16 protein-coding genes and 1 tRNA gene are annotated in these 15,657 nt (G+C 71.8%); 11 read left to right on the forward strand and 6 right to left on the reverse strand.

Annotation, left to right across the window (positions count from 1 at the left end):
• The first annotated feature begins 20 nt into the window (after window positions 1-20).
• From K6T13_RS01080 to K6T13_RS01105, 6 genes are read left to right on the forward strand one after another with little or no spacing between them, the layout of a single operon-like run.
• Complete coding sequence (locus K6T13_RS01080) at window positions 21-1,958, forward strand: DNA polymerase III subunit gamma and tau (RefSeq protein ID WP_222896154.1); 1,938 nt, start codon at window positions 21-23, stop codon at window positions 1,956-1,958.
• 45 nt (window positions 1,959-2,003) lie between these two features.
• Window positions 2,004-2,378: a YbaB/EbfC family nucleoid-associated protein gene (locus K6T13_RS01085; RefSeq protein WP_222896155.1), complete on the forward strand. Its 375-nt coding sequence runs from the start codon at window positions 2,004-2,006 to the stop codon at window positions 2,376-2,378.
• A gap of 7 nt (window positions 2,379-2,385) precedes the next feature.
• Complete coding sequence (gene recR / locus K6T13_RS01090) at window positions 2,386-2,985, forward strand: recombination mediator RecR (protein WP_222896156.1); 600 nt, start codon at window positions 2,386-2,388, stop codon at window positions 2,983-2,985.
• On the forward strand, window positions 2,978-3,571 hold the full coding sequence (locus K6T13_RS01095; protein WP_222896157.1) for a DUF5063 domain-containing protein: 594 nt from the start codon (window positions 2,978-2,980) through the stop codon (window positions 3,569-3,571). The genes recR and K6T13_RS01095 overlap by 8 nt, the downstream gene beginning before the upstream one ends.
• A 50-nt stretch (window positions 3,572-3,621) precedes the next feature.
• Window positions 3,622-4,899 carry an aspartate kinase gene (locus K6T13_RS01100; protein ID WP_222896158.1) on the forward strand — a complete coding sequence of 426 codons (1,278 nt, stop codon included), beginning with the start codon at window positions 3,622-3,624 and terminating at the stop codon, window positions 4,897-4,899.
• On the forward strand, window positions 4,896-5,933 hold the full coding sequence (locus tag K6T13_RS01105) for an aspartate-semialdehyde dehydrogenase (RefSeq protein WP_222896159.1): 1,038 nt from the start codon (window positions 4,896-4,898) through the stop codon (window positions 5,931-5,933). Before K6T13_RS01100 ends, K6T13_RS01105 begins: the two co-directional genes overlap by 4 nt.
• A gap of 18 nt (window positions 5,934-5,951) precedes the next feature.
• Here K6T13_RS01105 and K6T13_RS01110 read toward each other — a convergent pair whose 3' ends face one another.
• Together K6T13_RS01110 and K6T13_RS01115 are read right to left on the reverse strand one after the other, a co-directional pair.
• Window positions 5,952-6,671: a hypothetical protein gene (locus K6T13_RS01110; RefSeq protein WP_222896160.1), complete on the reverse strand. Its 720-nt coding sequence runs from the start codon at window positions 6,669-6,671 to the stop codon at window positions 5,952-5,954.
• An 80-nt stretch (window positions 6,672-6,751) separates the two neighbouring features.
• Window positions 6,752-6,825 (reverse strand) — tRNA-Pro (locus tag K6T13_RS01115).
• A 141-nt stretch (window positions 6,826-6,966) separates the two neighbouring features.
• On the opposite strand from K6T13_RS01115, the gene K6T13_RS01120 reads away from it, so the two are divergent.
• Entirely contained in the window at window positions 6,967-7,590 is a 624-nt protein-coding gene (locus K6T13_RS01120) for a maleylpyruvate isomerase family mycothiol-dependent enzyme (protein WP_249423880.1), read from the forward strand.
• Between the two features lie 10 nt (window positions 7,591-7,600).
• Here the strand turns inward: K6T13_RS01120 and K6T13_RS01125 are convergent, their stop codons facing one another.
• Entirely contained in the window at window positions 7,601-8,518 is a 918-nt protein-coding gene (locus K6T13_RS01125; RefSeq protein ID WP_222896161.1) for a metallophosphoesterase, read from the reverse strand.
• 26 nt (window positions 8,519-8,544) lie between these two features.
• Between K6T13_RS01125 and K6T13_RS01130 the strand changes: the two genes are divergently transcribed.
• Window positions 8,545-9,009 carry a GatB/YqeY domain-containing protein gene (locus K6T13_RS01130; protein ID WP_222896162.1) on the forward strand — a complete coding sequence of 155 codons (465 nt, stop codon included), beginning with the start codon at window positions 8,545-8,547 and terminating at the stop codon, window positions 9,007-9,009.
• Window positions 9,010-9,024: 15 nt separating this feature from the next.
• On the opposite strand, the gene K6T13_RS01135 is transcribed toward K6T13_RS01130, so the two are convergent.
• Window positions 9,025-11,430, reverse strand: a complete 2,406-nt coding sequence (locus K6T13_RS01135; RefSeq protein ID WP_222896163.1) for a penicillin-binding protein — start codon at window positions 11,428-11,430, stop codon at window positions 9,025-9,027.
• A gap of 188 nt (window positions 11,431-11,618) precedes the next feature.
• Here K6T13_RS01135 and K6T13_RS01140 point away from each other — a divergent pair, with 188 nt between their 5' ends.
• Window positions 11,619-11,906, forward strand: coding sequence for a WhiB family transcriptional regulator (locus tag K6T13_RS01140; protein WP_222896164.1), 288 nt, complete (start codon window positions 11,619-11,621; stop codon window positions 11,904-11,906).
• 3 nt (window positions 11,907-11,909) lie between these two features.
• Here K6T13_RS01140 and bagB read toward each other — a convergent pair whose 3' ends face one another.
• Window positions 11,910-13,085, reverse strand: a complete 1,176-nt coding sequence (gene bagB / locus K6T13_RS01145; protein ID WP_222896165.1) for an ArsA family ATPase — start codon at window positions 13,083-13,085, stop codon at window positions 11,910-11,912.
• Window positions 13,082-14,086: an ATPase BagA gene (gene bagA / locus K6T13_RS01150; RefSeq protein ID WP_222896166.1), complete on the reverse strand. Its 1,005-nt coding sequence runs from the start codon at window positions 14,084-14,086 to the stop codon at window positions 13,082-13,084. The genes bagB and bagA overlap by 4 nt, the downstream gene beginning before the upstream one ends.
• Before the next feature lie 117 nt (window positions 14,087-14,203).
• Between bagA and K6T13_RS01155 the strand changes: the two genes are divergently transcribed.
• Window positions 14,204-15,004, forward strand: coding sequence for a CoA transferase subunit A (locus K6T13_RS01155; RefSeq protein WP_222898088.1), 801 nt, complete (start codon window positions 14,204-14,206; stop codon window positions 15,002-15,004).
• Window positions 15,004-15,630 carry a CoA transferase subunit B gene (locus K6T13_RS01160; protein ID WP_222896167.1) on the forward strand — a complete coding sequence of 209 codons (627 nt, stop codon included), beginning with the start codon at window positions 15,004-15,006 and terminating at the stop codon, window positions 15,628-15,630. The genes K6T13_RS01155 and K6T13_RS01160 overlap by 1 nt, the downstream gene beginning before the upstream one ends.
• Window positions 15,631-15,657: the final 27 nt, after the last annotated feature.

Genomic DNA, 15,657 nt, shown 5'->3' on the forward strand with positions numbered 1-15,657 from the left:
CGGGTGGTTAGGGTTCACACGTGGAGTCACCACTCGCCCTCTACCGCCGCTATCGGCCCGAGACGTTCGCCGACGTCATCGGTCAGGACCACGTGACGACTCCGCTGCGTGCCGCGCTGGCCAACAACCGCGTCAACCACGCCTACCTGTTCTCGGGTCCGCGCGGCTGCGGCAAGACCACCTCGGCCCGGATCCTCGCCCGCGCCCTCAACTGCGCCCAGGCGCCGACGCCGGATCCCTGCGGCGAGTGCGAGAGCTGCCGCGACCTGGCCCGGGGAGGCCCCGGCTCGATCGACGTCATCGAGATCGACGCCGCCTCCCACGGTGGTGTCGACGACGCGCGCGAGCTGCGGGAGAAGGCGTTCTTCGCCCCCGTCCGGAGCGCCTACAAGGTCTACATCATCGACGAGGCCCACATGGTGACCACGCAGGGCTTCAACGCCCTGCTCAAGCTGGTCGAGGAGCCCCCGCCGCACCTGCGCTTCATCTTCGCGACGACCGAGCCGGAGAAGGTCATCCCGACCATCCGCTCCCGCACCCACCACTACCCCTTCCGGCTGATCCCGCCACGGTCGCTCGCGGCCTACCTCTCCGAGATCTGCGAGCAGGAGGGCGTCAGCGTCGAGCCGGCGGCGCTGCCGCTGATCGTCCGGGCGGGTGCCGGGTCGGCGCGCGACTCGCTCTCGGTGCTCGACCAGCTGCTGGGCGGGGCGGGTCCGGAGGGGATCACCCACGACCTGGCGACCGGCCTCCTCGGCTACACGCCCACCTCGCTCCTCGACGACGTCGTCGACGCGTTCGCCGCCGGTGACGGCGCCGCGGTGTTCGGTGTGGTCGACCGGGTGATCGAGACCGGTCAGGACCCCCGCCGGTTCACCGAGGACCTGCTCCGCCGGCTGCGCGACCTGGTCATCGTCGCCGCCGTCCCCGACGCCCCGGCCAGCGGGCTGATCGACGTCTCCGAGGACCAGGCCGACCGGCTGGTGGCCCAGGCCGCCCGGTTCGGCCCGGCCGAGCTGAGCCGCGCCGCCGACCTCGTCGCCACCGGGCTCACCGAGATGCGCGGGGCCACGGCGCCACGGCTGCTGCTCGAGCTGATCTGCGCCCGCGTGCTGCTGCCCGGCGCCGACTCCTCCGAGGCCGGCGTGCTGGCCCGGGTCGACCGGCTCGAGAAGCGGGCCGCGATCGCGGGCGGCGCACCCAGCCCGGCACCGGTCCGGGAGGACCCCGCACCCGAGGCGGCCCAGCACCCCGTGCAGCCCGTGGACGAGGAGCCCACGCCGCCGCCCGAGCCCGTCGCGGAGGCGGCGCCCCCGCCGCCCCCACCGCCGGCGCCCGACCCGGAGCCGGTGGTGCCTCCCGCGCCCGTCAGTGAGGAGCCGGCCGTGCCGGCCGCCGCCACGTCCGGCGGGCTCAGCCTCGTCGAGGTACGCCGGCTGTGGCCCGACGTGGTCGAGGCCACCAAGCTGCGGCGCCGGGTGGCGTGGATGCACCTCACCCAGAACTCCCAGGTCGTCGCCGTCGACGGCAACGTGCTCACGCTCGGCTTCTCCAACGTCGGCGCGCGTGACTCCTTCGTCAACGGCGGCTGCGACGAGATCCTCCGGCAGGCGGCCATCGACGTGGCCGGTGTCGACTGGACGGTCGAGGCCATCGTCGACCCGGGAGCGGGTGGCCAACCGGTCGCCGAGTCCTCGGCGCCCGCGTCACCCCCGGCGGGCGAGGACGCCCCGCCCCCGCCGCGGCCGGCGGCCGACTCCAGCGCCGCGGCCCGCGAGGCGATCCGCGAGACCCGCCCGGCCGGGCCCCCCGATGCCGACGACGGCCGCCCGTCGGCCGAGGCCGACCAGGCCGTCCATCCCGACGACCCCGAGGCGGACAGCAGCGGCCTCGCCGGAGCCGAGCTGCTCCAGCGCGAGCTCGGCGCCGAGGTGATCGAGGAGATCCGTCATTCCTGACCCCGCCCCGTCCACACGACCGACTTCGACAGAGGTGACCCCACGATGACCCAGAACCCCTTCGACGCCCTCGGGGGCGGTGGCTTCGACATGAACGCCCTGCTCCAGCAGGCCCAGCAGATGCAGGAGCAGCTCGAGAGCGCGCAGGCGCAGCTGGCCGAGACCGAGGTCGAGGGCACCGTCGCCGGCGGCGCCGTGACCGTCAAGGTCAACGGCGTCGGCGAGCTCGTCGGCGTCCAGATCAAGGCCGGCGGCTTCGACGGCTCCGACGCCGACGACCTGTCCGACCTCGGCGACATGATCGTCGCCGCCTACCGCGACGCGAAGGCCCAGGCCGACTCGATGGCCTCCGAGGTGCTGGGGCCGCTCGCCGGCGGCGGTGGCCTGCCCGGCGGCGGGCTGCCCGGCCTGGGGCAGTAGGGGCTCGATGTACGAGGGCATCGTCCAGGACCTCATCGACGAGCTCGGCCGGCTGCCCGGGGTCGGGCCGAAGAGCGCCCAGCGGATCGCGTTCCACCTGCTGCAGGCCGAGCCCGCCGACGTACGCCGCCTCGCCGATGTGCTGGTGGAGGTCAAGGCGAAGGTCCGCTTCTGCAACACCTGCTTCAACGTCTCCGAGGCCGAGCAGTGCCGGATCTGCAGCGACCCGCGCCGCGACGGCACGCTGCTCTGCGTGGTCGAGGAGTACAAGGACGTCGTCGCCATCGAGCGGACCCGCGAGTTCCGTGGTCGCTACCACGTTCTCGGCGGGGCGATCTCGCCCATCGACGGCATCGGTCCCGACCAGCTGCGCATCAAGGAGCTGCTCCAGCGGCTCGCAGACGGCACGGTCACCGAGGTGATCCTGGCCACCGACCCCAACCTCGAGGGGGAGGCGACCGCGACCTACCTCACGCGGCTGCTGCGGGACGTGGGGTTGCGCGTGACGCGCCTGGCGAGTGGACTGCCCGTAGGAGGGGACCTCGAGTACGCCGACGAGGTCACCCTGGGACGAGCGTTCGCAGGGAGGCGGTCAGCCGATGACTGAGACAGGCGCTGCGCCGACAGCCGACGTCGGGTTCGCCCAGCAGATCGCCGACCAGGTCGAGTCGTTCCTGCTGGCGCTGCGGGCGATCGCCTCCGAGAACGACGGCGGCCGGGCCATCTCGCTGCTGCTGCTGGAGATCTCCCAGATCCTCCTCGCGGGGGCCCGCCTGGGCGCCCAGCAGGACATCCTGCCGCGCTCGGAGTACCAGCCCGACGTCGGACCCGAGGCCGACATCGACGACATGCGACTCCGCCTGGCCGGCATGCTCGGTGACGTCGACACCTACAGCTTCGTGTTCGACCCCTACGTGCCGGAGGTGGTCGAGAGCCAGCTCTCCGACGACCTGACCTCGATCGCCACCGACCTCGAGAACGGCCTGCGCCACTACCGCAGCGGCAACATCACCGAGGCGCTGTGGTGGTGGCAGTTCTCCTACGTCAACTCGTGGGGCAACCTGGCGGGTGCCGCGCTCAACGCGCTCCTGTCCGTGGTCTCCCACGACCGGCTCGACATCGACATCGAGGCCGAGAAGGAGCAGATCGAGGCTGCTGAGGCGGTGCTGGACGTCGACGAGCCCGAGGTCTGACCGCCAGTAGAATCGGTCCGGCCGTTCCCCAGCAGATCAGGAGACGCCCGGTGGGCATTGTCGTGCAGAAGTACGGCGGATCGTCGGTCGCCGACGCGACCGGCATCAAGCGCGTCGCCCAACGCATCGTCAACACCAAGCGGGCCGGGCACGACGTGGTCGTCGTGGTCTCCGCCATGGGCGACACCACCGACGAGCTGCGCGACCTCGCCGAGCAGGTCAGCCCGCTGCCGCCGCCACGCGAGCTCGACATGCTGCTGACCGCCGGGGAGCGGATCTCGATGGCGCTGGTCGCGATGGCGATCGCCCAGCTCGGCCACAAGGCGCAGTCGTTCACCGGTTCGCAGGCGGGCGTGATCACCGACTCCGCCCACGGCAAGGCGAAGATCATCGACATCACCCCGGGCCGCATCGAGAACGCGATCCGCGACGACGCGATCGCCATCGTGGCCGGGTTCCAGGGCGTCTCCCAGGACACCAAGGACATCACCACGTTGGGCCGGGGAGCCTCCGACACCACGGCGGTCGCGCTCGCCGCCGCACTCGGGGCCGACGTGTGCGAGATCTACTCCGACGTCGACGGCGTCTTCACGGCCGACCCCCGCATCGTCCCCTCCGCCCGCAAGCTCGACCGCGTCTCCACCGAGGAGATGCTCGAGCTGGCCGCCTCCGGGGCCAAGATCCTCCACCTGCGGTGCGTCGAGTACGCCCGCCGCTACGACATGCCCGTCCACGTCCGCTCGTCCTTCTCGCAGAAGGAGGGGACCTGGATCATCCCCGACGCCAGCGTCGACCGAGGAGAAGAGATGGAACAGGCGATCATCGCCGGAGTGGCCCACGACCGGAGCGAGGCCAAGATCACCGTGGTCGGGGTCCCCGACAAGGTCGGCGAGGCGGCCCGGATCTTCGAGGCGCTCGCCTCGGCGGAGATCAACATCGACATGGTGGTCCAGAACGTGTCCGCGGCCGCGACTGGGCTCACCGACATCTCCTTCACCCTGCCCCGGGCCGACGGCCAGACCGCGATGGGCGCACTGGCCAGGATCCAGACCGAGGTCGGCTACGACAAGCTGCTCTTCGACGACCAGATCGGCAAGGTGTCGTTGGTCGGTGCGGGCATGCGCTCCCACCCCGGCATCACCGCCACCTTCTTCGCCGCCCTCGCCAGCGCCGGCGTCAACATCGAGATGATCTCCACCTCGGAGATCAGGATCTCGGTGATCGTCGACCAGTCCCAGGTCGATGCGGCCGTGCAGGCGACCCACACCGCCTTCGACCTCGACGCCGACGAGATCGAGGCGGTCGTCTACGGCGGGACCGGCCGGTGACCGGCGTCCGGCTCGGCATCGTCGGCGCCACCGGCCAGGTCGGCGTCGCCATGCGGCAGATCCTGGAGGCGCGGCAGTTCCCCGTCGACGAGATCCGGTTCTTCGCCTCCAGCCGGTCGGCCGGGACGACGCTGCCCTTCGCAGGTCGCGAGGTCACGGTCGAGGACGCCGAGGCGGCCGACCCGAGCGGGCTCGACCTGGCGCTGTTCTCCGCCGGTGCGTCGACGTCGCGCGCCCTGGCGCCACGGTTCGCCGAGGCCGGCGCGACCGTGGTCGACAACTCCTCGGCGTTCCGGATGGACCCCGACGTGCCGCTGGTCGTCTCCGAGGTCAACCCCGGGGCCGTGACGGAGGCCCGCAGGGGCATCATCGCCAACCCCAACTGCACGACGATGGCCGCGATGCCGGTGCTGAAGCCGCTCCACGACGCGGCCGTGCTGCGGCGCCTCGTCGTCTCCTCCTACCAGGCCGTCTCCGGCTCGGGCGTCGCCGGTGTCGAGGAGCTGGCCCGCGGCGTCGAGGCCGCCGGGGACAAGGCGCGTGAGCTCGCCTACGACGGTGACGCGGTGACCTTCCCCGACCCGGACAAGTACGTCGCCCCGATCGCCTACAACGTGCTGCCCCTGGCCGGCTCGATCGTCGACGACGGGCTCGGTGAGACCGACGAGGAGCAGAAGCTGCGCAACGAGTCGCGCAAGATCCTCGACATCCCCGAGCTCAAGGTGTCGGGCATCTGCGTGCGGGTCCCGGTCTTCACCGGGCACTCCCTGGCCGTCAACGCCGAGTTCGAGCGCGCCATGACCCCGGAGAGGGCGCGGGAGCTGCTGGCCGGCGCGCCGGGCGTCGAGCTCGTCGAGGTGCCCACGCCGCTCCTCGCCGCCGGCAAGGACCCGTCATACGTCGGCCGGTTGCGGCAGGACCCCGGCGTCGAGGGGGACCGGGGGTTGGCGATGTTCATCAGCAACGACAACCTGCGCAAGGGGGCCGCCCTCAACACGGTGCAGATCGCCGAGCTGGTGGCCCGCTCGCTCTGAGCAACCCTGCCCGGCGCCTCAGCGGTGCATGTCGTCGCCCGGGTCGGCGTCCACGAAGTTCGTGGTCACCCAGTGCGAGAGCGTGTAGGCCCCGGCCCCCACGACGGGGATGACCAGCGCCATCCACCACGCGAAGAGCAGCTCGACCAGGAACACCAGGGCGATCACCGCGATCAGGCCGACCCCGAGGAAGCTCGTGCTCCCTGCCGCCTCCTCGAGGCCGAAGGCGGAGAGCAGCCACTGACCCAGCACGACCATCACGATCGCGATGGCCAGCAGCAGGAAGAAGCCCGGGTCGCCGCACGAGGACGTGCCCTGGACGACCTCGCAGAGACGCAGCGAGGCCCAGGTGGCAGCGACGGTCAGGATGCCGATGACCAGCCCAGTGACGGCTGCGGCGGGCAGTCCGCCGATGGCCGGCAGCACCGGCGTACGCCGACGCGGTGCCGCGTCCTCGGCCGTGACGACCTGCTCGGTCGCGGTCTGCGTCACGCGCGCCGGCTGGGGTGCCGGTTCGGACCGGGGAGTCGGGGCGGCCGCGGGCGGCGGGACCGCCTCGGCCACCGGCGCGGTGTCCGGCGTCGGCTCAGCAGCCGGCTCCTCCTCGGCGACCCGATCCGGCTCGGGTGCCTCCGGGGAGGGATCCACCGGCTCCGACGCCCGGCGCTTGCGCCGCAGTCCGAAGGACGGCAACTCCAGGGACGGGCCGTCGTCGCCGCCGGTCTCCTTGTCCGCCATGCGCCGCAGTGTGCCAGAAATGCCGTCGGCGCACGGCCACCGAAACGGTGGACCGTGCGCCGGTCGACGACTCACGTCAGTCGGGCTGACAGGATTTGAACCTGCGGCCTCCTCGTCCCGAACGAGGCGCGCTACCAAGCTGCGCCACAGCCCGATTGCATCCCCGGAGTGACCCTCCGGCGCGCAAGCACGGTCACCCTACCCGAGCCCTCGCGGGCCGTTGAAATCGGCCGGGGAACCGGTGAGAACCGCCGACCACGCCGGTCTGCACGGCAGCGACGAGGAGGAGGACACCGTGACGAGTGACGTCTGGTCGATGGTGCACGCCGAGCGGGCGGCACTGGTCCAGGACCTGGCGGGCCTGCCCGCCGAGGCCTGGGAGCACGCGTCGCTGTGCGACGGCTGGACGGTGCACGACGTGGTCGCGCACCTGGTCGACACCGCCCGCACCACGCGCATCGGGTTCGTGGCCGGGCTGGTGCGGTCGCGCTTCGACTTCGACGCGCAGAACGCGCGCGGCGTACGCCGGGCACGCGGTCGGACGCCGGAGGAGACGCTGGCGCGGCTCCGACGGGTCGCGACCCGGACCACGACGCCGCCGGCGCCCCTGGACAGCCGCCTGGTCGAGGAGGTGGTGCACGGCGAGGACATCCGACGGCCGCTGGGGCTCGTGCGCGACTACCCGGAGGTGGCGGTGTCGCGCGCCCTGCGTCACCAGGCGGGGGTCACCGCGGCCTTCGGCGGTGCCAAGGAGCTGGTGGCCCGGGTGCGGTTCGTGGCCGACGACACCGGGCTCGCCGTCGGGACCGGTCCCGAGGTGCAGGGTCCGCTGCTGTCGCTCCTCCTCGCGGCCTGTGGTCGCAGGGCGGCTCTGGACGACCTCCGTGGACCCGGCCTCCCGCTGGTGGCGAGCGCCTGACCCCGGTCGCTCAGCCCCGGGGCGTCAGCGTGAGCAGCGTGGCCTCCGGCCGGCACGCCACCCTGATCTGAGCGTAGGGCGAGGTGCCGAGGCCGGCTGACACGTGCAGCCACAGCGACCCGGGGTCTCCGTCGACGGAGTCGGCCGGGTGGCGGGAGAGGCCCCGGGCCCGGGCCGGCTCGAGGTCGCAGTTGGTCGTCAGCGCACCCACTCCGGGCACCCGGACCTGCCCGCCGTGGGTGTGACCGGCGAAGACCGCGTCGTACCCGTCCCGGGCGAACTGGTCGAGGACGCGCAGGTACGGCGCGTGGGCGACCGCGACCCGGACGTCCGCGTCGTCCGGGGCCGGTCCGGCGACCTCGTCGAGCCGGTCGTAGTCGAGGTGGGGGTCGTCGACCCCCGCAAAGGCGAACGACGTGTCGCCCACGGTGAGGCGACCGTGCCGGTTGGTCAGGTCGAGCCAGCCGGACCCGCTGAGGGCGGCACGCAGCTCGTCGTAGGGGAGCGGCGCGCTGTCGGTGTGGCGCTCCCCGTCGTCGGGGAGCAGGTAGCGGACCGGGTTGCGCAGGGTCGGCGAGAAGTAGTCGTTGGAGCCGAACACGAACACCCCCGGCACCTCGACCAGCGGACCCAGGGCGTCCAGCAGTGCCGGGACCGCCTCCGGGTGCGCGATGTTGTCACCGGTGTCCACGACCAGGTCGGGCTCCAGGTCCGCGAGACCCGTCAGCCACTCCTGCTTCCGGCGCTGTCGGGGCGTCAGGTGGAGGTCGCTGAGGTGGAGCACGCGCAGCGGCCGGTGGCCGGGGGGCAGCAACGGCACCGTGACCTCGCGCAGCGTGAACCACCGGGTCTCGGCGACGGCGTACCCGGTGACGGCGGCGCCGCTCGCCACCGCCGACAGCAGCAGGGGTGCGAGGACGGAGGGCATGGGGCAAGGCTGTCACAATGACGCGCATGAGTGCTCTCAAGGACCGGCTCCGGCAGGACCTGACCACCGCCATGAAGTCCCGGGACGAGGTGCGGTCGTCGACCCTGCGCATGGTCCTCACGGCCATCACCAACGCCGAGGTCTCGGGCAAGGAGGCCCGCCAGCTCAGCGACGACGACGTGATCGGGGTGCTGTCGACCGAGGCCAAGAAGCGTCGGGAGGCGGCCCAGGCCTTCGACGAGGGCGGCCGCGCGGAGATGGCCGAGAAGGAGCGTGCGGAGGCCGCGGTGATCGCGGACTACCTGCCCGAGCAGCTCGGCGAGGACGAGATCGCCGGCCTGGTCCGCGACGCCATCGAGCAGACCGGGGCGGCCGCCGACGGCATGCGCGGCATGGGCAAGGTGATGGGCGTCGTCACCGCCCAGACCAAGGGTCGTGCCGACGGCGCCGTCGTCGCCGCAGAGGTACGCCGCCAGCTCGGCGGGTCCTGAGACGACCGGGTCGCGCTAGTCGCGGTCGCCGCCGCCACCGGGCCGGCCGCCGCCGTTCCCGTTGCCGTTGCCGTTGTTCCCGCCGCCGCCGCCGTTGTTGCCGCCGCCGTTGTTGTTGCCGCCACCGTTGTTGCTGGGCGGGGGCGGCTGGTAGCCGTTGGAGATGTAGAGGGTGACCGGGGCGCCGTCGTAGTAGGACTCGCCGCTCCCCGGGTCGGTGAAGGCGACCGTCCCTGCGGGGTAGCCGGAGTTGGCCTCGGGCCCGACGATCGCCGTGAAGCCGGCGTTCTCGAGCATCTGTCGCGCGGCCTCGACCGACATGCCGCCGACCGAGGGGACGGTGTTGGACTGCCCCAGCAGCGCTGAGGTGTTGGGGTTCACGAAGCTCTCGTCATCGAGGTACTGCTGGATGACCCGCATCGCCTGTCCCCACATCGGTCCGGCGAAGCCGGAGCCCGACGCCGTGGCCACGTAGGACCCGCCGACGGTCTGCCCCGCGAGCGGGATCGGCTGGCCCTGGCGGTTGGCACCCGCGATCATCGCCGACGTGGACAGGTTGGGGGTGTAGCCCACGAACCAGACCGCCTTGCCGTCCTGGGTCGTGCCCGTCTTGCCGGCGTCGTCCTGGTTGATGGTGATGTTCTGGCCGAAGCCACCCGGGGCGAGCACCCCGGCCAGGATGTCGTTGACGGTGTCGGCGACGGCGTTGTCGAGCACCTGGGTGCAGCTCGGCTGGTACTCCTTGAGCATGTTGCCGCGGGCGTCCTCGATCGCGCGCACCGGCTGGGAGTCGCAGTGCTTGCCGCGCGCGGCGAACGTCGCGTAGGCCTCGGCCATCTCCAGCGGGCTGACGTCGGCGACACCGAGGGTGAACGACGGGACCCGCTCGGTCTCGGGGTTGCGCAGCACCACGCCCATCTGCTTGGCCAGCCGGTAGGGCTCGCACAGGCCGGTGAGCAGCTCGAGGTTGGCGAAGAAGGTGTTCACCGACAGCTGCGTGCCGCGGTAGAGGTCGAAGGTGCCGCCCTTGCCGTCGTAGTTGCGCGGGTCCCACACGTCGGTGCTGGCGAACTGGCCACCGCACGTGCGGTAGCGGCTCATCGGGATGTTCTCCTGCGCCGGGACGTTGAGGGAGTAGCTCGGCGGCACGCCCTGCTTGAGCGCCTGCGCGAGCACGAACGCCTTGAACGTCGAGCCGGGCTGGAACCCGTTGGAGTCGCCGTACTCCTGCGGCACGACGTAGTTGAGGAACGTCTGGCCGGCCGACTTGTCGCGTCCCATGGGGCGGGACTGGGCCAGCGCCCGCACCTCGCCGGACCCCGGCTCGACCATCGCCAGCGCCCCGATGGCGAAGTCGGTCGGGTAGACCGCGTCGGCGACGGCCTTGTCGGCCGCCTGCTGGAAGCGCAGGTCGATCGTGGTGCGGATCGTGAGGCCGCCGGTGCGGAGCAGCTGCTTGCGGTCCTCCTTGGACTTGCCGAGCGAGGAGTCGGCCATCAGGTAGTTGATGACGTAGTCGCAGAAGAACGGGGCCCGCGAGTTGACGCAGCCGTTGTCGCTGGGCTGGACGTCGAGGCCCAGCCCCTGCTGCTTGGTCTTCTCGGCCTTCTTCTCCGGGATGACGTTGAGCTGGGCCATCCGGTCGATCACGACGTTGCGACGCTCGAGGGCCGCGTCGGGGGAGTTGGTCGGGTCGAGCCCGGTGGGGTTCTTGACGATGCCCGCCAGCAGCGCCGACTCCCGGAGGTTCAGCTCCTTGGCGTTCTTGTCGAAGTAGTGACGGGCGGCGGACTGGATGCCGTAGGCGCCGTCACCGAAGTAGGCCAGGTTGAGGTAGCGCTCGAGGATCCAGTCCTTGGAGTACTGCTCCTCGAAGGCGATGGCGTAGCGGAGCTCGCGGATCTTGCGGGCCACCGTGTCGTCGGTGGCCGCCGCGCGCTCCGCCCGGTTGTCGGCCTGGCTGACGAGCGTCAGCTTGACCATCTGCTGGGTGATCGAGGAGCCACCCTGGACGACCCCGCCCTGGGCCTGGTTGGTCACGAACGCGCGGAGCGTCCCCTTGAGGTCGAGGGCCCCGTGCTCGTAGAACCGGTAGTCCTCGATGGCCACGATGGCCTTCACCATGGTCCGCGAGATCTGGTTGAGCGAGACGTTGACGCGGTTCTCGTCGTAGAGGGAGGCGACCAGGTTGCCCTCGCCGTCGACGATGCGGGTCTTCTGGGCGAGCGGCTCGACCGTCAGCTCCGTCGGGAGGCTGTCCATGTTGCGCGCCACGTCGCGCGCGGCGATGCCCACGAGGCCGGCGAAGGGGATCGCGAGGCCGGCCACGACGACACCCATGACGGCAGCAACGGCCGCCATCACGCCCAGGTGGGACAGGACGCGGCGCGGCGACAGCCGCTCCCAGGGAGGTACGGACATGCGCTCCACGATAACCGGGCGTCCTACGCCCGGCCATTTCCTGAGCCATCGGAACTAGTCACTTCGGGCTACTCAACTTGGGTCCAACGAGCCTGTCGGCACGGCACGCCGTTTACGTACCTTTCTCTGGCGGGATCGACTCGGGATGTCATGGGGACTCCCGATCCCGGGACGGATGTGGGGACGTCATGTGGATTGAAGACTGGGCGCCGTCGGCGGCGTGCCGACAGGCTCAACCGGACGCACTCTTCGTGCGAGGTGCCGAGCAGAACAAGGCCAAGCTGGTGTGCAAGGGCTGCCCCGTGCGCACCGAGTGCCTCGCCGAGGCCCTCGACAACCAGATCGAGTGGGGCGTGTGGGGAGGCATGACCGAGCGTGAGCGCCGGGCCCTGCTCCGCCGTCGGCCGAACGCCTCCTGGCGGGCCGTGCTCGAGAGCGCCCGCAACGCGCAGACCGCCGGCTCCGCCGCCGTCTGACCGCTAGCCGCTCGCCAGCAGCTCGCCGATCCGGCGCAGGCCGGTGAGGTCGTGGACGTCGCCGGCGAGGGCCGGCACCACGGCGGTCGGCACGTCCGGGTGGGCCGCGGCGAACCGCGAGCGGAGCTGTCGCTCCCGCTCGACGAGCCGTACCCGGTCGGCGTGCAGCCGCAGCAGCCCGGAGGTCAGCCCGCTGCCGTTGCGCGACTCCAGCCGAGCAGCCGCGGCCATCGCCTCGTCGGCCGAGAGGTCGTCGCGGGTGGACGGGCCGGCCCGGTTGACGACCAGCCCCGACAGCGGCATGCGGTCCTCGCTGAGCCGTTCGACGAAGTACGCCGCCTCGCGGAGCGCGTCGGGCTCCGGTGCCGCCACGACGAGGAAGGCGGTCTCGTCGTCCTGGAGCAACGTGAAAGTCTGCTGCGCGCGCTGGCGGAACCCGCCGAAGAGCGTGTCGAAGGCCGCCACGAAGGTCTGCATGTCGCGCAGCACCTGAGCCCCGATGACCCGCGTCAACGCGTTGGTGACCAGCCCCACCCCCGCCGTCATCAGCTTGGCCGGCCCCTTGGCGGGCGCGAGCAGCAGCTTGATGAATCGCCCGTCGAGGAAGCGCGAGAGCCGCTCGGGGGCGTCGAGGAAGTCGAGGGCCGAGCGCGACGGCGGGGTGTCCACCACGATGAGGTCGTAGCTGCCGTCCTGCTGGGCCTGCCGGCGGATCTGGCCGAGCTTCTCCATCGCCATGTACTCCTGGGTGCCCGCGAAGGAGCTGGAGAGGGCGACGTAGAACGGGTTGCCGAGGATCTGCTGCGCCTTCTCCGGCGTGGCCTGGCTCTCCACCACCTCGTCGAAGGTGCGCTTCATGTCGAGCATCATGGCGTCGAGCGACCCGCCGCCCTCGACGCCCGCGACCGGCCGGGGGGTATTGTCCAGCTCCTCGATGCCCATCGACTGGGCCAGTCGTCGGGCCGGGTCGATGGTCAGGACCACCACGCGCCGGCCCCGCTCGGCGGCGCGGAGGGCCAGTGCCGCGGACGTCGTGGTCTTCCCCACACCGCCGGAGCCGCAGCAGACGATGATCCGCGTGCCCTGGTCGTCGAGCAGCTCGTCGACCGAGAGCACCGGCGCCCGGCCGGCGTGCCCGGCGAGGGGCCCGACGCGGGGACGTGAGGTCGTGCGACTCATGCCATCCCCTGTTCCTTGAGGGCCTCGGCGAGCTCGTAGAGGCCGCCCAGGTCGGCGCCACCGGACAGTCGCGGCAGCTCTGCGACCGGCACCCCGAGCCCGGCCACGACGGCGCGCTGGGAGTCCTCGAGCGCACGGCGCTCCGCATGGTCCCGCGCCTCGCCCAGCAGCCCCGCGACCAGCTCGTCGTCGGCCTCGATGCCGACGGACTTGAGGTCGGCCGCGACCGCGGCCGCGTCGACGGTGCCCTCGCGAGCCGCCGCCAGGTCCCGGGGGCCGAGGTCCTGGGGGCGCACCATGTTGACCACCACCGACCCCACCGGGAGGCCGGCCTCACGCAGCTCGTCGATGCCGTCGGCCGTCTCCTGGACCGGCATCTCCTCCAGCACCGTCACCAGGTGGATCGCGGTGCGGGGGGACCGGAAGAGCGCCATCACGTTGTCGGCCTGGGACCGGATGGGGCCGACCTTGGCCAGGCCCGCCAGCTCGCTGTTGACCCCGAGGAACCGGGCGATGCGACCGGTCGGCGGCGCGTCGAGCACCACGGCGTCGTAGGCCCGGGTCGACTTGCCCTTCCGGCGCATCTTGGTCGCCTCGAACACCTTCCCCGTGAGCAGCACGTCCCGGACACCGGGCGCGAGCGTGGTCGCGAACTCCACGACCCCGAACCGGTCGAGGGCGCGGCCGGCCCGGCCGAGCCGGTAGTACATGGCGAGGTACTCGAGCAGGGCCGACTCGGGATCGATGTGGAGCGCGTGGACCGTGCCGGGCACCCCGTCGTCCCCGAGACCCGTCGCGATCTTGCGCTCCTCGTAGGGGAGCGGGTCCACGTCGAAGAGCCGGGCGATGCCCTGCCGGCCCTCGACCTCGCAGAGGAGCACGTCCTTGCCGGCGCTGGCCAGCGCGAGGGCCAGCGCCGCCGCGACGGTGGTCTTGCCGGTGCCGCCCTTCCCGGTCACCACGTGCAGGCGCACGGGTGACGCGGGGGAATCGCCTGCCATGGCGCGAGCCTAGTCAGGAGGTGTCTGCGGGACACGCCTCGCCGGCGACGGGGTGTGGCCGGGGCACGTGGAGGGCGGTCGGAGGACGTGGCAGGATCCGTCCGGGAGGTGACCCACGTGGACAAGGTGGTCTCGTCGGCAGCCGAAGCGGTGGCCGACATCAACGACGGAGCGACCCTGGCGGTCGGCGGTTTCGGGCTGTGCGGCATCCCGTCGGTGCTGATCGACGCGATCCTGGAGTCGGGGGCGACAGACCTCGAGGCGGTCTCCAACAACTGCGGTGTCGACGAGTGGGGGCTGGGCCGGCTGCTGATGGCCAAGCGGCTGCGGCGGATGGTGTCGTCGTACGTCGGCGAGAACAAGGAGTTCGCCCGGCAGTACCTCCACGGTGAGCTCGAGGTCGAGCTGACCCCGCAGGGAACCCTCGCCGAGCGGATGCGTGCCGGCGGCTCCGGCATCCCGGCGTTCTTCACCGCCACCGGTGGCGGCACCCAGGTGGCCGAGGGTGGCCTGCCCTGGAAGTACGACACCGAGGGCAACGTCGTCGTCTCCTCCCCGGCCAAGGAGACCCGGATGTTCGGGGACCGCGAGTACGTCCTGGAGGAGGCGATCGTCGCCGACTTCGGCCTGGTGCGCGCCTGGAAGGGCGACCGGCACGGCAACCTCGTCTACCGGGAGTCGGCCCAGAACTTCAACCCGCTCGCCGCGATGTGCGGTCGGCTCACCATCGCCGAGGTCGAGGAGCTCGTCGAGCCCGGTGAGCTCGACCCGGCCCAGGTGCACACCCCCGGGGTGTTCGTGCAGCGCGTCGTCGCGCTCACCCCCGAGCAGGCGGCCGACAAGCGGATCGAGAAGCGCACGGTGCGGCCCCGCGGGGGCGACGATGCGCAGAAGGTCGAGAAGGAGGGAGACGTCTGATGCCCTGGTCCCGCGAGGAGATGGCCGCACGCGCGGCCTCCGAGCTCACCGACGGTTCCTACGTCAACCTCGGCATCGGTCTGCCGACGCTGGTGCCCAACTACGTGGCCGACGACGTCGAGCTGGTGCTCCAGTCCGAGAACGGCATCCTCGGGGTCGGCGCCTACCCGCTCGAGGGTGAGGAGGACCCCGACCTCATCAACGCCGGCAAGGAGACCGTGACCCTGCGCAAGGGCGCCTCCTTCTTCGACTCCGCCACCTCCTTCGGGATGATCCGCGGCGGCAAGATCGACGCGGCGATCCTCGGCGCGATGCAGGTCTCCAAGGACGGCGACATCGCCAACTGGATGATCCCCGGCAAGATGGTCAAGGGCATGGGCGGCGCCATGGACCTCGTCCACGGCGCCAAGCGGGTCATCGTGCTGATGGAGCACGTCGCCAAGGACGGCTCGCTGAAGATCCTGGACGAGTGCTCGCTGCCCTACACCGGCAAGCGGGTGGTGCAGCGGATCATCACCGACCTCGCCGTCATCGACGTCACCCCCGAAGGGCTGAAGCTCGTCGAGTGCGCTCCCGGCGTCACCGAGGACGAGGTGCGGGAGAAGACCGAGCCCGAGCTCGTCTGACGTCATGGCCCGGGCACCCGGGCCATG

The organism is Nocardioides coralli, assembly GCF_019880385.1.
In the GTDB taxonomy this organism is placed as follows: Bacteria; Actinomycetota; Actinomycetes; order Propionibacteriales; family Nocardioidaceae; genus Nocardioides; species Nocardioides coralli.

Excerpts from the sequence above, each read along its gene's own strand:
- K6T13_RS01085 (WP_222896155.1), top strand. The coding sequence starts at position 2,004 with ATGACCCAGAACCCCTTCGACGCCCTCGGGGGCGGTGGCTTCGACATG.
- recR (WP_222896156.1), top strand. The coding sequence starts at position 2,386 with ATGTACGAGGGCATCGTCCAGGACCTCATCGACGAGCTCGGCCGGCTG.
- K6T13_RS01095 (WP_222896157.1), top strand. The coding sequence starts at position 2,978 with ATGACTGAGACAGGCGCTGCGCCGACAGCCGACGTCGGGTTCGCCCAG.
- K6T13_RS01110 (WP_222896160.1), bottom strand. The coding sequence starts at position 6,671 with ATGGCGGACAAGGAGACCGGCGGCGACGACGGCCCGTCCCTGGAGTTG.
- K6T13_RS01125 (WP_222896161.1), bottom strand. The coding sequence starts at position 8,518 with ATGCCCTCCGTCCTCGCACCCCTGCTGCTGTCGGCGGTGGCGAGCGGC.
- K6T13_RS01130 (WP_222896162.1), top strand. The coding sequence starts at position 8,545 with ATGAGTGCTCTCAAGGACCGGCTCCGGCAGGACCTGACCACCGCCATG.
- K6T13_RS01135 (WP_222896163.1), bottom strand. The coding sequence starts at position 11,430 with ATGTCCGTACCTCCCTGGGAGCGGCTGTCGCCGCGCCGCGTCCTGTCC.
- K6T13_RS01140 (WP_222896164.1), top strand. The coding sequence starts at position 11,619 with ATGTGGATTGAAGACTGGGCGCCGTCGGCGGCGTGCCGACAGGCTCAA.
- bagB (WP_222896165.1), bottom strand. The coding sequence starts at position 13,085 with ATGAGTCGCACGACCTCACGTCCCCGCGTCGGGCCCCTCGCCGGGCAC.
- bagA (WP_222896166.1), bottom strand. The coding sequence starts at position 14,086 with ATGGCAGGCGATTCCCCCGCGTCACCCGTGCGCCTGCACGTGGTGACC.
- K6T13_RS01160 (WP_222896167.1), top strand. The coding sequence starts at position 15,004 with ATGCCCTGGTCCCGCGAGGAGATGGCCGCACGCGCGGCCTCCGAGCTC.